The sequence below is a fragment of the Rhodococcus sp. 21391 genome, from assembly GCF_016772255.1.
Classification (GTDB): domain Bacteria; phylum Actinomycetota; class Actinomycetes; order Mycobacteriales; family Mycobacteriaceae; genus Rhodococcus_F; species Rhodococcus_F opacus.
The window spans coordinates 1,041,826-1,055,930 of the sequence record NZ_CP063782.1 but is presented as its reverse complement, the minus strand read 5'-3'; the positions used below and the strand labels follow the sequence as shown (position 1 = coordinate 1,055,930).

Below are 14,105 nucleotides of genomic sequence, written 5' to 3'. Positions count from 1 at the left end.
AGGACGCGCTGCGGTCCACGGTGTTCAGACCCCCGGCGAAGTCAGGTACGCAGTGGTCCACGACCGAAGAGACCAGGCCGAGGGCGCACCACTGCCGGATAGTTTCGTACTTATGTGGACATCTCACGGCGAGTTGGCACGCGGATCGGATCACCCGGTGGTGGGCTGGGGTCATGCACGTGCAGGCCGTGAAGACGGGCGGGATCGTGCCCTCGGTGGTCCTGGTGGGACCCGATGGCGAGCCGGTGCCGTCGGTGACCCGGTTCCTGCGGTACGTGCTGGATTCCGGCCGGAGCCCGAACACGGCGCTGGCGTACGGCTACGATCTGCGCTTGGTGTTCGAGTTCTTCGCCGAACGCGGAATCGATTGGCGCGAATTCCGGCCGTCACTGGCCCTGGAGCTGCTCGGATGGCTGCGGCGACGACCGGTGCGTGGGCCGGCGCAGCCGGCTGGGCCTCTCGTCCGTCGGGTCCGGCGGGCGGCTGTTGGTGCCCTCGAGTGTGGCGCGAGTGCTGGCCGCAGTATCGAGTTTCTACGACTGGGCGATCGTCGCCGAACTCGTCACCGGCGAGAACCCGATGCGGCGCCGTCGTGATGTCGCGCTGGCGATGGTCGCCGAACGGCACCGCCCCTTCATGGGGAATGCGAGTAGGCAGCAGCCGGTCAGCCGGGAGGTGCGGGTCCGGTTGCCGCACCGGTTGCCACGTCCGATGAGCGGGTCTGAGGTGACTGCGCTGCTGGAGAGCATGACCTGTTTGCGGGATCTGACGATGGTGCTGTTGATGCTCGACGGTGCCCTGCGGCCGGGAGAGGTGCTCGGGCTCCAGCTCGGCCATATCGCCTACGGCCGACGGCGGGTCACGATTCGTAAACGAGACGACCATCCGCGGGGCGTGCGGGCGAAGTCCCGGCACGAACGGGTCGTCGACCTGCTCGAGCCTCGCACGTTGGATGCGGTCAATCGGTATGTGCTCCATGAACGTCCGGTCGACGCACCGAGTCCGTTCGTGTTTCTGGTCGGGGGCTGGGGCGCTCGTCGCTGCGAGCCGCTCTCGTATGCCGCGCTCGTGCGGATGTTCGCCCGGCGGCTGGACACGCTCGGGATACGCACGGTGGACAAAACCCCAAACGCCCTGCGGCACCCACGCGACAGCGATGTGGGAGGCGGGGATGCGGGAGTTGGCGTTGCAACGACGCCTCGGACACGCCTCACCGGAGTCGACTCGGATCGACACCCGGGTCTCCGACCAGCAGGTTCGTGACGAGTACGCGGCCGCGCTGCGGGATCGCCGATGACCGGGCCGGCAGCCGCTGGACCGGTACCGGTCCAGCGCCGCCACGTCGATGAAAGCGAATACCGGGTGTGGGTGGACGCGCACGTTCCCCACCTGCCGGCCCGGTGGGAGCGAATGGGTGCCTATCGGCGGTTCGTCGAGCGGTGGCCGAACCTCGAGGCGTGGTTCGAGCAGCCACTGCTGGTGCGCTTGGGATTTGTCGGCGAGGGCATGCGATCGAACGGGCGCACCGACTCGCATCGCGCCAGCGGATACCTGGTGTATCTGTCCATGGTGCAAGGGGTTGGCCTGGACTTCGACTTCCTTCTCGGCCGAAAGTACGCACGTCTGCTGGACCGGCGCAGCGGCAGCACCGGCCTCGGCGTCGATCTCCTATTGTTCGAGCAGTGGGTCGCGCGACTGACCGAACTGGGCCACGCCCCGGCCAAGGCACGGAACAGTCTGACGTGGTGCCTGGGCCGGGTCATGCTCCACCGCGGCGACCCCGACATGACCGCGATCACCGCCGCCGATCTGTTCGCATTCGGGTCGGCCATCCGCGACTTCGCCGCACGCGACGATTTCAATGTTCTGCGCCGGACCCTGTTCGCGAACGGCCAGTTTCACGATGATCCGGACGCCAACCGCGGGTTCCTCCGCAATCACCTCGCGAACCTGCACGCCACCCATGTGCTGCTGTACAACGTCGGCCAGGTCACGGCAGCACCACGCATCGGCACGCGAACGATCGAAAACTGGACCGACCGACTGCTCCCCGAACCGTGCCCGCCCAAGATCCGGGCGGTCATCGAGCGATACCTACAACTGCGGCTCGACGCCAAGCTCGATCGGCCGCAGACAGTTCACAACGCCCGGCAGGCTTTGCGCCGGTTCGTCAACTGGCTCGGCGAGAATCACCCGCAGGTCAGCAGTTTCGCGCAGGTCGATCGCGCGACCATCGAAGAGTACATGCGGTGGCTGCCGACCTGTCCGAGCCAACACACCGGTCTGCCGCTGGCGACGACCACGGTCAAGCACGAACTCAACGCGATCGCCGGGTTCTGCCGCGACACCGCGGTCTGGGGATGGGCGGAGGTGCCCGGACGACCGTTGCTGACCCCCCGTGACACACCGCGGCGTCCTGAGTCGATTCCCCGGTATCTTCCGCAACACGAACTCGATGCGATCATGACCGCGGTCGACGACCTGGCCGACCCGCTGCAAAGGGCCGCGCTGTTGTTGCTGCGGTGGTCCGGGGCCCGACGCGACGAAATCCGCCGACTGACCTGGGATTGCCTCGACACCTATCCGGGCGGGCATCCACGGCTGCGGATCCCGGTCGGCAAAGGCCGCACCGAACTGATCGTCCCGCTGCACCCGGACGCCGCCACGGCGCTCGAGCATGCCACCAGCCTGGCCCGGGCACAACGCTCGATCGCCCGGATCGACGAGGTCACCGGCCGCCGGGTCGATTACGTGTTCGTTCGGCGCGGCAAGCTACTCTCGGGCAAAACCCTCTTCGACGAGGCATTCCGCACCGTCTGCGCGGCAACGGGTCTGGTCGACGACCGAGGATCCCCGACCGTCAGTGCGCACAGGTTTCGGCACACCCTCGGCACCCAGCTCGCCGAGGGCGGTGCCCGCATCCAGACGATCATGGCAATACTCGGCCATCGCAGTGCCACAATGTCCATGATTTACAGCCGCATCTCCGATCCCGAGATCCGGCGCCAATACGAGACCGCCCTCGCCGACGGGCACCGGATCGCCGGCCCGGCCGCCGACGCCCTCCTGCACGACGCTCTCGACGACGACACCGTGGACTGGCTGAAGACGAACTTCCTCAAGACCGAACTCGAACTGGGTCACTGCCTGCGGCTGCCCGCCGAGGGCCCGTGCGAGTGCGACCTGATCCTCACCTGTCCGAAGTTCCTCACCACCACCGAGTACGCGCCGCGGATCAGGGCGCGCCTGGCGACCGAGCAGGTCCTGATCGATGACGCCCGCACTCGCGGCTGGGACCGGGAAGCCGAACGGCACGAAGCGACCTGCCGGCGGCTGCAGCACCTGCTCGACGACCGCGAAACCCGCTGAGGTTCAGAAATGCTTGGGGCACAACAAGTCCGACTCCACTACCCAGTCCTGTTGCGCGAGCCAGCCCCGCACCGCCGCCGGGATTTCGTCGGTGCCGGAATCGGTGCCGGTGACCAGCGGACCGTCCCCACACCGGGAGCAGCTGACCACCAGGACGTGGCCGTGGGGCTGACAGCGGGCGCAGTGCCGGGCCTCGCGCAGGTCGCCGAGATCGCCGAGGTGCAACCAGACGATGGCGAGATCGGCGCGGTGCGGGACGAGATCCCGGCGGGTGGCGGGCTCGTATCCGCAGGTCGGACAGGCCGACGGTCCGGTCGCCGGTGACGAAGACGCAGCAACAGGCGGCGGGGACGTCCTGTTCTCGGGTTGCGGGGTGTCCGGGGTGCGCGTCTCCGGCGGACGAGACGGGAGATGGCGGTAGAGGGTCGAGCGGGTCAGCCCGGTCTTGTCGGTGATCTCGGCGATGGTGGCGCCGCCGGCCCGGAGTTGGGTGGCGTAGGCGAGTTGGGCGTCGGTGACCACGCTGGGCCGACCGGTGCGTCGTCCCTTCTCGGTGGCCACGGTGCGGGCATGGGCGGCCCGCTCGAGCGCGTAGGTGCGTTCCATCTGCCCGAACAGCGCCAGCAGCACCACCGCCAACTGCCCCATTGGGTCGTCCGGGTTCGTCGAGTCGATTTTGATCGGATCGGCCAGGTTTCGGAATCCGATGCCGCGCTGGTGCAGGTCGTGGATCAGGTTGAGGGTGTCGCGGACGGTGCGGCCGAGCCGGTCGAGGGTGTGCACCACGATCGCATCGCCCTTGCGGGCGTAGCCCAGCAGCGCCTGCAATCCAGGACGTTCGGTGGTGGCCCCGGACTTCTTGTCCACGTAGATGCTCGCCTGGTCGACCCCGGCCTTGCGGATCGCGTCGATCTGCCGCGTCAGGTCCTGCTTGCTCGTCGACACCCGGGCGTACCCCAACTCCATGTGACGAGAGTGCCGAAAGTTAGGTCTGTGCGATGTTGTGACACGGAACGTAGAACCAATTTTCGAGCTGCTAGCTGGGCTTTTGTTTGTATCCGGGACGGGCTCGATGGACCGCAAGGACGGGCTCGATGGACCGCAAGAACGGGAGCGGCAGGTATCACTCGGATCGACCGCCCCTGGGGCCTGGTTGGCGATCGTGGCCTAGAATCTATTTTCGTATTACGATAATGGGCATGGCTGAGGAGACGATCAACGGAGCGCCCGTCACGGACGGGATGATCGAGAAGTGGGCAGACGAGGCCGAGGCCGGTTACGACGTCGAAAAGTTGCGCAAACGCGGCCGGCCGACCGTGGGGGACGGCCCCGGCGCGGTGGTGCCGGTACGGATGGACGAGGCATTGCTGAAGGCATTGAACGCCCGTGCCGAGCAGGAGCATGTTTCCCGCTCCGAGGCGATTCGAGAAGCGGTGCGTGCCTGGACCCAGGTCGCGTGAAGGCGCATAAATCCGCGCTCAAACACGGGATCAGCGAAAACGATGGCATCTACGCGGCAGTGCATCATGTATATACCGCTGGTCTGGACGACGACAACCCCGCGCGCGAGTTCCGGCTGGGTTTCGACCCGAACGGTCGGCTCCTGGAACTGGTTGTCCTGCGCTTCGACAGCGGGAACGAGCTGCTCATTCATGCCGTGAAGGCTCGCTCGCAGTACTTCGACCTCTTGTAGCGATCGCCGCGAGGCCGGTGCGAGAGCCTCCCCTGGAGGCGGACGGTGCGGCCGCCGGTCGAGGGTGTGCACCACGATCGCATCGCCCGTTCGAACGTAGCTGCAGTTCGGGACGTTCGGTGGTGGCCCCGGATTTCTTGTCCGCGTAGACGTTCGCCGGGGGGTTGATCCCGGCTTTGGTGAGCGCGTCGATCTGCCGCGCGAGTTCCTGTTTGGGCGTCGTTATCCGTGCGTACCCCAAATCCATCTCCAGGGGCGTACTGAAAGTCAGGTCTGCACGAAGGTTGTGACACGGGATTGTGGAATTAACTTGTGAGACGCCTCGACCTGGGTTTTTATTGGATCCGGATATGGTCCGGGCGGCGTCTCATTTCCAAGGTTCTCTCGGGGTCCGACGCGACTGCGGCCGGGAGCCGACCTCGTATGTGCATGCCAAGCGTCGTCGGGCGAGACTCTAGTGTGGGCCACAGGTGTGGGTCTAGTGGTTACGCCCGTCGGGGTGTGGCCGGTTGAGGCGGGTCATCAGCTCGCGGTTGGTGGCTCGTGTGGCGTCGAGTTCGTCGTCGCGTTCTGCGAGTTGACGGCGTTGTTCTGCGGTGTGTTGTTCGAGCTCGGTGATGCGGCGGTGGAGCCGGTCGATGTCGTCTGGGGGACCGAGGCCGGACTCTCGCCACGCCTGCTCGCCGAGTTGCTCGGACAGGCGTTGGCGGAGTTGGGTGTTTTCGTGAGACAGACGGGTGATGCGGTCGTGGGCGTTGGCCAGGTCGGCGATGAGTGACGGCCGGCTGGCACTCGGGCCGCCGGTCCTGGTGGTGGTTGGTTCGGCGGCTTTGACGAGCACCGCGGCGTGCAGGTCGCGGTGACGGTAGAGGAAGCTGCGGTTCACCCCGGCTTCTCTGAACTAAGGATTATGGTGCGTTTGTGAGGTTTTCGGACGTTGCGTGTTCGGCACGCCGAGGTTGACGGAGTCGTTGTCCGAGCGCCGGTCGATTTGGGCGAGCTTGTCGTTGGCTCCGGCGAGGCTGATCCGGAGTCCTGCGACTTCGCCGAGCCAGCCTTCGTGTTCGGCTTCGGCGATGCGGGCGATCAGATTGTCTCGGATCTCGACAATGCGTTGCCGTTGGCCGGGTTCCGGCCAGTGCATGCTGCAACGTAGGCAACTGTGCTCGTGGACACATGGTGTTCCGACCGCGCGCCCACAGATTCCTGTGGAGACCTTGCGGCGCTCGAAGTGGCCAAGGAATTCCTGCCATTCGGCATCGGTGGGGACGCGGTATTCTTCGGTGGGCCGCATGGCCCGCCGTCGGGCAAGGAACGCCAGATGAGACTGGATGGCTTCGTCCGGATAGACAGCTTTGTAGCCCATGGTGATGTTGATGTCGCGGTGGCCGGCGATCACCTGGGCGATATGCGGTGGCAGCCCGCTCATGATCGCGTCAGTGATGAACAGCCTTCGGAAATCATGGGGCGTGAATCGCAATGGCTCATCAGTTGACGGGTCGGTAAGTCTGGTGCGGACCAATGCGGCGGCGAGAATGTCGCGAACGACGTCGGGGCTGATCCTGCGGCGCTCGGCGCCGAATCGGCGCTGGAACAACAACGGCGACGGTGGCAGCCATACGCATTCCTGCCAGTCGTAGGAGGCGATCAGTGGGATCTTGCCGGTGTGGTCGCGGACCCGGTGGATGACTGCGCTGAGCACGTCCGCCAATTCCGGCGAGACCAACAGGAGTCTCTCCTCGTCGGTCTTGGATGGGACGATCTGTAGCAGCGGCACCATTTCGTCGGTGGTGGGAAGGCGGTATTGCACAAAGCTGTGGTGCGAGAGTTCCAGCAGCTCCTCGACCCGGATGCCGGTGGCCCGCAGAACTTCAACGATCGCCCAGGCCCAGAAGGCGTGATCTTCTTCGAGTTCGAGGTCGCGTCGCTTGCCGGTGACGGGGTCCTCCGCCCAGACCTTGCCGCGGATGGCTTTGTGGCCGGTGACGGAGCGGATCAGTGTCTGCCCGGCTGCGGTGAACGGCTCCCCAGGCTGGGTATGGCGGGCTGCCTGCAGGAGCATCTCGGTTGCTTTGCGGTGCTCATTGACGGTGCGCACCAGGGTCGGCAGAACGGGTAGCCGTTCCCGGGTGCGGGCATCCATACGGGATTTGCGGTGCCGCTGGAGCTTTCGCCTGTTCGCCTCTTCTTCCTTGATGGGGCAGGGAACCGCCCACTGGGCCCAGCGGCCCGGGTCGTCGACGGCCCACTGGGCCAAGTCCAGGTAGAACGCCCGGATCGGGATCAGGCACTCCCGATAGTTCAGCCGTGGGACGTCGACGGTGACCTTCTCCCCGGTCTTCGCCGTAATCGTCTTCTGTTTGGTGCGCAGTCGTTGTTTCCAGGCGGCGGCGACCTCGTCGGGCAGGCGGAGGCTGTCGATGCCGGGATGGTGGATCTCCAAGTCCTTCCAGAATCGCGCCCCCAACGCGCACGCGAGGCCTTCCATGCTGGAGTAGTCCAGCGACGGCTGACGCTCCCGCAGATAGTCCACCAGCACATCACGGATCGGACGGCAGACGAGGCCGTATCGGTCGATCAGTTCCCCGGGTGTGCGCGGTCCAGCGGTGCCCCGTACCTCCCGCAGCGTCGACGGCGAGTCTGGGCCGACGACACCTGCCGTGCGCAGCAGCCGGTAGAACACGGCGGCGTCCCCGGACACCGATGCCAGCGTGTCGAGTTCGACGTCCAGCAACTCCAGGACGTCCCCGACGGTGACGTCGGCCAGCAGGCCACCCTTGGCCGCGATGATCTCGGCGGCGCGATACAAGGTGTGGCTGTTGGCGATCGAGGAGACGTGGGGATCCGCGTCGCACAGGATCCGCAGCCTGGCGAACCCGTCGGGGTCACGCGTCTGTGCCAGGTGACGCACCAGGCTTCCCGGGCCTGTCGCTTTGGCCACCAGCCAACCCAGCGCGGGGCGCACGAGATCTGCGCTGATCGCCACCAACAACGCCGAGGTCAGCGCTTCCAACCGCCATTCGGCGACCAGGCCGTGCTCCTGCAGCCATCGGGCCGGGATCTTGCGCCATCCCGCGCCTGCGGAGTCGGCTCCGCTGGCAAGCCAGCGCTCCTGCCAGGTCCCGCCCGGCTGGGCCTCCAACCAGTCCAGCAGAAACGTCAACCCTCGGAGGCGGATCTTCTGGGTGTGGGCGTTGTCCACCACAAAAGGTGCGCGGGTCAATCGATCCCACACCGCGTCGCGGCTTTGACCGGTGGCCGGCCAGGTCCCCGGAGAAGGCCGGGCCGGGAAACGAATGCGGGCCGCGTCCCGCCCTGTCGGCGGTCTCCCGGCCAGTAGGCGCGCTTCATCAACTGTGGCGGTCACGACACGCCATTGCCGAACAGGGCGTCCAGCGTCTCCGGCCGGTAGCCGGGCGCCGGGGCCGGGCGGGCCCGCTCAACCGCCCGCCGAGTCTGCTCGGCGTGGTGGGCCAGCACCCGCCGGATCACATCCTCCTTGCGGGGCGTCAGGTAAATCTGAGTCGTGGTCAACTGAGCATGACCAAGGACGAATTGGACATCGGTCAGCGGCAAGGCCGGGTCCTCGGCCATCCGATAGGTCGCCGTGTGCCGCAAGGCATGCAACGTCACCGAGGTGCCTGCCTGCTGGTTGACTCGCTCGAACATGCGGTGCACGGCGTGATAGGTCAGCGGCCGGGCAGGACGTCGCAGCGTCCACCACAGCGGCTGCCTGCGTCCCTTGGGGATCAGATCGGCCATCTCCACCTGGTAGAGCCGCAACCACACGAACGCGTCCGTGGACGCCGGCAGTTCCTGCAACTCGCGGGTTCCCTTGCGCACCACCGTGATCAACTGCCGCCCTGGATCCACTCCCGCCAGCGTGGTCGACAGCAACTCCGACGCCCGCGCCCCCGTTGACACGTAGAAGGCGATCAGTGCCCGGTCACGATGCGACGGCAGCCGGGCGAAGATCTCGTTGAACTCGCTGTCCGGGACGCTGCGCGGGACCCGGCGGGGCACTTTGGGCCGATACCGCCCGCTGCGCTCGTTGCCGTGCTGCTCCATGGGATTGTGGTGCGCGTGCGCCCGACCGGCGCGGCGGGACCGGTCCAGCGGGAACGGGTTGATGATCGGCCCGGTGCCCGCATCTCGGTGAAAGTCATAGAACGAGCGCAGCACCGTTTCGGAATGCGCACGCACCGACGGCGCGAAGGCTTGACCACGAGCCGGTTTCGATGACAGGGCCGCTCCAGACGCGCGCCAATGCGGGCGAGGCTGCTTCCCTGCGACCTGCATCCATCTGCAGAAATCACGGGCTTCGACCCGAGTCGCCCGGTCCCACGCGACGCCGGTGTCGGACCACAGGAACCGGAACCATCGCAGCAGATCCATCCCATACGAACGGAGCGTGGACTCCGCTCGCCCCGAGGCCAGCAGATCCCGGAAGTAGGCGGTGACCGCCACCACGGGCACCCCATCAGGATCAAGCAGCTGATAGGGCTCGTACCGATTGCCCGTCGCCTCCAGCCGACCCGACCGAGGAACCAGCAATTGGGCCAAATCCCGCTCGGGCTCACCGTCTCCGATCATGAGCGGAGACAGTAATGCAAGAAGCCGTTACATGCCCGTTGAACTGGGAAGACTTTCGTATTAGTTCAGTCAATAGGGCGAGGCGGGCGATCGCGGAGACGGTGATCTCGTCACCCAAATGCGCAGCCTGCTCGAGCGCGGCGAGGACGCGTTGTCGGCATCTGGTGCTGTGGGCCTGCCGGGCGGCGGCGATGGCGTTGGTGTTCACGGTCTCTCCAGTGGCTTGCCGAGATCGGGCTGGCGGTTGATGCTGGGCATGCCCAGGCCGGTCACCTGGCGGGTGCGTCGCACTGCCGAGATGGCCGTGGCGATGTCGGCTTGTTCGGCGGGGGTGAGCTGTTCGAGATGTTCTTCGACTCGGTGCACGAGGTCTTTGACCCGTCGGATTTCCTCTTCTGAGGGCAAAGCTTCTGTCCTGGCCCAGTTTTCGAGATCGGCGGTGGCCAGTACGCGTTCGCGGTCTCGGAGTAGGTCATGCAGGTATGCCTTCAACTCGGGCAGATGGGAGGGATCGGTGTGGAAGTGGTCGCAGCCGACGCAGCGGAACCGGAATGGGCAGGCGCCACCCCCAGCTTGGACGTTCGAGGGTTCGCGGCAGGTGCCGTAGGGCACCGAGACTTGGCGGCACCGAGGACGTGACGCTGATGACCCGCCTCAACCGGCCGCTTCGTACCTTCGCGCAGCCAGGGTTGGCTGATCGCGGTGAAGTCCAACCGTCCGCGATGGCCAAACACGGACATCGCCCAGATGTCCTTGGCCTGTTCGGCTTCCAGTTCGTCCTCGTGTGTCGAGGCGGCCAGCGCACCAGCCGGCAACGCGCGGGCATCGCAGAGCTGGGCGAGGATCTCGGGCGGCAACGCCCGGTGTGGGGCCGGCCGGTCCGGGCGCCGGGGAACGTCCTCGCGGCGGAGCGCGAAGTCGTCGGGCAGCCCGCCGAGTGGCTCGCCGGCCCGGGTCAGGCCGAGTAGTCGCATTTGGCGTAGCGCGTGATGGACCTTCCGGCAGCCCAGGGATCGGGACAAGGCGCTGATCTTGTCGCAGTGCTCCAGGTGGGCGAGTCGCTGCAGGAACATCTCGATGTCGTGGCGGCCGAGCGCGCCGATGATCAGGCCGTGGTCGCTGCGATGGATGCGCAGGCTCTCCGAGAGCCCGGTCAAGGCCGCGACGTGAGCTCTCAGCACTGTGGTGACTCCGTCGCCTCGACGGCGTATCAGGTCTTGTATCGCCCACCGCTTCGTACCTTCGCGCAGCCAGGGTTGGCTGATCGCGGTGAAGTCCAACCGTCCGCGATGGCCAAACACGGACATCGCCCAGATGTCCTTGGCCTGTTCGGCTTCCAGTTCGTCCTCGTGTGTCGAGGCGGCCAGCGCACCAGCCGGCAACGCGCTCACCTTGTCACGTCCTCGGTGCCGCCGCGGCCGACGGCTCGGCCTACCCGCTCGACCGCCGCCCGCAACCGCTCCGGTGCGGGGTGGACATACACCTGGCTCGAACTGATCGAGGCATGCCCGAGGAGCTCTTGGACCTCGTCGATGCTCCCGCCGGCATCGAGGACGTTGCTGGCGAACCCATGCCGCAGCGCATGGGGGTGCACCGCCCGATCCAGACCCGCGCGGCGGGAGGCCGCGGCCAGCAGTGCATTGACCGCACCGGGAGTCATCGGCGCGCCGATTGGCGCACGGAACAGGTTCACGAACACGAAGTCGCTCTCCCACGCCCCGGCCTTCGTGGCCCGCTCGGCGACATACTGGTCGTGGGCCTGCACCACAAGGGAATCCACCGGGACGATCCGCGAGTGCCGCGACTTCGCCCACGCGCCATTGATGTTCTGTCGCCGCACCACGTGCAGGTGCGATCCGGGGAAGCTGCAGCCCAAAGCCGATGAGTCGAGCAGGAAGTGGACGTCCTCGCGCCGCAGTCCAACCACCTCGCCGCGACGCAGACCTGCCAGCGCGAGCAGCAGCATCAGCAGCCGGTCACGCGCCGATCGACACGCCCGCAACAGCAGGAGGACGTCGTCATCGCTGGCCCGGCCGGGCCGTTGCCTGACAATCGGAACCCGGTGCCGGGCCCTCATCCGCAGCCTCCAGGCGCCGTCCTCGCCGCGCGCCTCCGCCGGCAGGTCCTGGCTATCGGCAAGCTCGTACAGTTGACCAAGCACTCCTCTCGGAGCGTCGCCGTGATCCACCGCGAAGGCCAGGAACCCCCGCACCCCCGCGAGCACGCAGTTGATCCGCCTCGGTCCACGCACCACGATCGTGCCCACCCCGCCGGCCGTTGCCCCTCCTGGCTGCGACGGGGAGTGGCGAAGCCACAGCACGAACGACGGCATCTTCCCCGCCGCGGCCTGCCAGTCCTGCCCCGTGGCCGCGCACCACGACAGATACAACGCGACAGCGCCCGCATACGACTTGGTCGTGGACTCGGCCCCATCACGCCCGAACCTCACATACCGCAGATATGCATCCGCCACCGACATGACCAGCAGGTCCTCGTCGATCACCGTCCAGTACCGCGTTCCAGAGGGCATCTGCACCGGAAAAGCTCGCATCGTCGTCATCTCCCTTGTCAATCATGGCCGCCACAACGACGACCACCTGACCGACACGCGGAGAGAACCCGTTGTCCACCAAGCAAGTGATCAGCTAGTGCCACAGTGCGCGACAAGTGATCGGACCCCGAGGGAACCAAGGAAATGGGACGGCGAGCGAAGGCTGGTTGCGGTATCTCCGCTCGATCAATCCGTTATCTGCCGGATGTAGAGCAGCCTGTCATCGGCTTCGATTGAGTCCACCTCGGGTGTTCCGCTGCGCAGCAACTGTCCGTCGCGCACCACACCGAGGACGATGTCGGGCAGCTGCCGCGGTGAATCGCCGACCTCGCCGGGTTCGACGGCGCGTTCGGCGATCGCGAATCCGGTCTCCGGGGTGAGCAGGTCCTCGATGATGTCCACCACGTTCGGGGTGGTGGTGGCGGCGCCGAGGAGCCGGCCGGCGGTCTCGGAGGAGACGACCACGGTGTCGGCGCCGGACCGGCGCAGCAGGTGCACGTTCCCGGCCTCCCGGACCGAGGCGACGATCTTCACCTCCGGTGCGAGTTCGCGCGCGGTGAGCGTCACCAGCACCGCGGTGTCGTCGCGGCTGGTGGCCACGACAATCGACGACGCATGCTGCGCCCCGGCCAGTCGCAGGACGTCCGATCGGGTCGCCGACCCGTGCACGGTCACCAACCCCTGCCCGGTTGCCGTCTCGAGCACCGCCGGATCGGTATCGACGACCACGATGTTCGAGGGGTCGGCCCCGTCACCGAGCATCGCGGCGACGGCGGCGCGGCCCTTGGTGCCATAGCCGACGACGACGGCGTGATGGCGGGTGCGGCGACGCCACCGCTGAATCTTGTAGCTCTGGCGGGAGTTCTCGGTCAGCGCCGCGAGGGTGGTGCCGACCAGCACGATGAGGAAGAAGATCCGCAACGGGGTGACGATCAGGATGTTGACCAGCCGCGCCTGCGCGGTGATCGGGGTGATGTCCCCGTACCCGGTGGTCGAGAGCGACACCGTCGCGTAATACACGCAATCCAGCAGCGAGAGCGGATTCTCCTGCACGTCGCGGTAGCCGACGCGGCCGAGATACACGATCAGCACCACCACCGCCAACGCGGCGAGCGCGTACCCGATCCGCCGGGTGATGGCCCGCCCGGGACTGCCGTGCAGCTGCGGCACCCGCAGGATACCGACCAGCGCGAAGTCGGGGCGTTCGGTGAGCACGTCGGACCCGGCTGAACCGGGCGCGCAACCTACCGGGCATCGCCTCGCCACCTCGTTCTCGTCGCCGGTCTCGGGGCGGAGCCTACGCGCAGACAGCCAGTGGGGCGGGTACCACCCGATACCACTGTGCCGACGCCAAACGTCCGATCCGTTCAGGTGAGCCGGTCGACAGCCCCGCAGTCGAGCGAAGTTGCCCGCGGCGTCGAACCCGGCCTGTGGGAGGCGGCGCCGACGAGCAGGCCCGCCAGCAGCTTGTAGTCGTCTAACGCGACCGCGGGATCGTCAAACAGGTCACTTCAGCGGACGCGGAGGGGTCATGCTTACGCTCCGGTCGGCCGCCGAACGGAAGGTTGAGACGAATGTCCGAGAAGAGCGTGAGGAAAGCGGCACCCCCTGCTGTGTTGACTGTGGGCGCCCGGCTGCTGGTACGCAGGCAGTCCGAGGCGACCACGACTGGGGAGATTGTCGAGGACTACGCCGAACTGACCGACTCCGCGGAACGCGGCCACCACTGGGCGCCGGTGCACCGGTGGGCGGTTGCCCTCGACGACGGGCGACTGGTCTTCGCCGACACCGAAGACCTCACCGCCGATCCCGGCACACGGTGATCCGCGCCGGAGGCCAGGCCTGACCGGCTGAGTAGTCACCTGCAGGTGAAACGGTCAAGCCAGGGAGAGGGCCCCG

The 14,105-nt window shown here is 66.9% G+C and carries 14 protein-coding genes and 1 pseudogene; 6 read left to right on the top strand and 9 right to left on the bottom strand.

Annotated elements, in window-relative coordinates; all coding sequences use genetic code 11:
* Window positions 1-173 precede the first annotated feature (173 nt).
* From GO592_RS45345 to GO592_RS39755, 3 genes are read left to right on the top strand one after another with little or no spacing between them, the layout of a single operon-like run.
* Window positions 174-596, top strand: coding sequence for a site-specific integrase (locus GO592_RS45345; RefSeq protein WP_007297094.1), 423 nt, complete (start codon window positions 174-176; stop codon window positions 594-596).
* Window positions 511-1,263, top strand: a complete 753-nt coding sequence (locus GO592_RS45340) for a tyrosine-type recombinase/integrase (RefSeq protein ID WP_039951104.1) — start codon at window positions 511-513, stop codon at window positions 1,261-1,263. Before GO592_RS45345 ends, GO592_RS45340 begins: the two co-directional genes overlap by 86 nt.
* A gap of 30 nt (window positions 1,264-1,293) precedes the next feature.
* Complete coding sequence (locus GO592_RS39755) at window positions 1,294-3,369, top strand: tyrosine-type recombinase/integrase (protein WP_148222654.1); 2,076 nt, start codon at window positions 1,294-1,296, stop codon at window positions 3,367-3,369.
* A gap of 3 nt (window positions 3,370-3,372) precedes the next feature.
* On the opposite strand, the gene GO592_RS39750 is transcribed toward GO592_RS39755, so the two are convergent.
* Window positions 3,373-4,335, bottom strand: a complete 963-nt coding sequence (locus GO592_RS39750; RefSeq protein WP_012686958.1) for a recombinase family protein — start codon at window positions 4,333-4,335, stop codon at window positions 3,373-3,375.
* Window positions 4,336-4,568: 233 nt separating this feature from the next.
* Here GO592_RS39750 and GO592_RS39745 point away from each other — a divergent pair, with 233 nt between their 5' ends.
* Both GO592_RS39745 and GO592_RS39740 read left to right on the top strand, forming a co-directional pair.
* Window positions 4,569-4,829 (top strand): ribbon-helix-helix domain-containing protein, encoded by a 261-nt coding sequence (locus GO592_RS39745; RefSeq protein ID WP_007297099.1) that lies wholly within the window; start codon window positions 4,569-4,571, stop codon window positions 4,827-4,829.
* Window positions 4,826-5,062, top strand: coding sequence for a hypothetical protein (locus tag GO592_RS39740; protein ID WP_007297100.1), 237 nt, complete (start codon window positions 4,826-4,828; stop codon window positions 5,060-5,062). The genes GO592_RS39745 and GO592_RS39740 overlap by 4 nt, the downstream gene beginning before the upstream one ends.
* Here GO592_RS39740 and GO592_RS39735 read toward each other — a convergent pair.
* From GO592_RS39735 to GO592_RS39700, 8 genes and pseudogenes are all read right to left on the bottom strand, one after another.
* Complete coding sequence (locus GO592_RS39735) at window positions 5,016-5,309, bottom strand: recombinase family protein (protein ID WP_007297101.1); 294 nt, start codon at window positions 5,307-5,309, stop codon at window positions 5,016-5,018. The genes GO592_RS39740 and GO592_RS39735 overlap by 47 nt on opposite strands.
* A gap of 231 nt (window positions 5,310-5,540) precedes the next feature.
* Complete coding sequence (locus tag GO592_RS39730; RefSeq protein ID WP_007297102.1) at window positions 5,541-5,948, bottom strand: hypothetical protein; 408 nt, start codon at window positions 5,946-5,948, stop codon at window positions 5,541-5,543.
* Between the two features lie 15 nt (window positions 5,949-5,963).
* Window positions 5,964-8,285 (bottom strand): tyrosine-type recombinase/integrase, encoded by a 2,322-nt coding sequence (locus GO592_RS39725; protein ID WP_237737259.1) that lies wholly within the window; start codon window positions 8,283-8,285, stop codon window positions 5,964-5,966.
* A gap of 140 nt (window positions 8,286-8,425) precedes the next feature.
* On the bottom strand, window positions 8,426-9,655 hold the full coding sequence (locus GO592_RS39720; RefSeq protein WP_012686954.1) for a tyrosine-type recombinase/integrase: 1,230 nt from the start codon (window positions 9,653-9,655) through the stop codon (window positions 8,426-8,428).
* Window positions 9,656-9,859: 204 nt separating this feature from the next.
* Complete coding sequence (locus GO592_RS39715; protein WP_237737258.1) at window positions 9,860-10,060, bottom strand: hypothetical protein; 201 nt, start codon at window positions 10,058-10,060, stop codon at window positions 9,860-9,862.
* A gap of 83 nt (window positions 10,061-10,143) precedes the next feature.
* Window positions 10,144-11,046, bottom strand: a complete 903-nt coding sequence (locus GO592_RS39710; RefSeq protein WP_012686952.1) for a hypothetical protein — start codon at window positions 11,044-11,046, stop codon at window positions 10,144-10,146.
* On the bottom strand, window positions 11,043-12,185 hold the full coding sequence (locus GO592_RS39705) for a tyrosine-type recombinase/integrase (protein ID WP_237720457.1): 1,143 nt from the start codon (window positions 12,183-12,185) through the stop codon (window positions 11,043-11,045). Before GO592_RS39705 ends, GO592_RS39710 begins: the two co-directional genes overlap by 4 nt.
* 207 nt (window positions 12,186-12,392) lie before the next feature.
* Window positions 12,393-13,461: pseudogene (locus GO592_RS39700) on the bottom strand (potassium channel family protein).
* A gap of 319 nt (window positions 13,462-13,780) precedes the next feature.
* Between GO592_RS39700 and GO592_RS39695 the strand changes: the two are divergent.
* On the top strand, window positions 13,781-14,029 hold the full coding sequence (locus GO592_RS39695) for a hypothetical protein (protein ID WP_012686949.1): 249 nt from the start codon (window positions 13,781-13,783) through the stop codon (window positions 14,027-14,029).
* The last annotated feature ends 76 nt before the right edge of the window (window positions 14,030-14,105 follow it).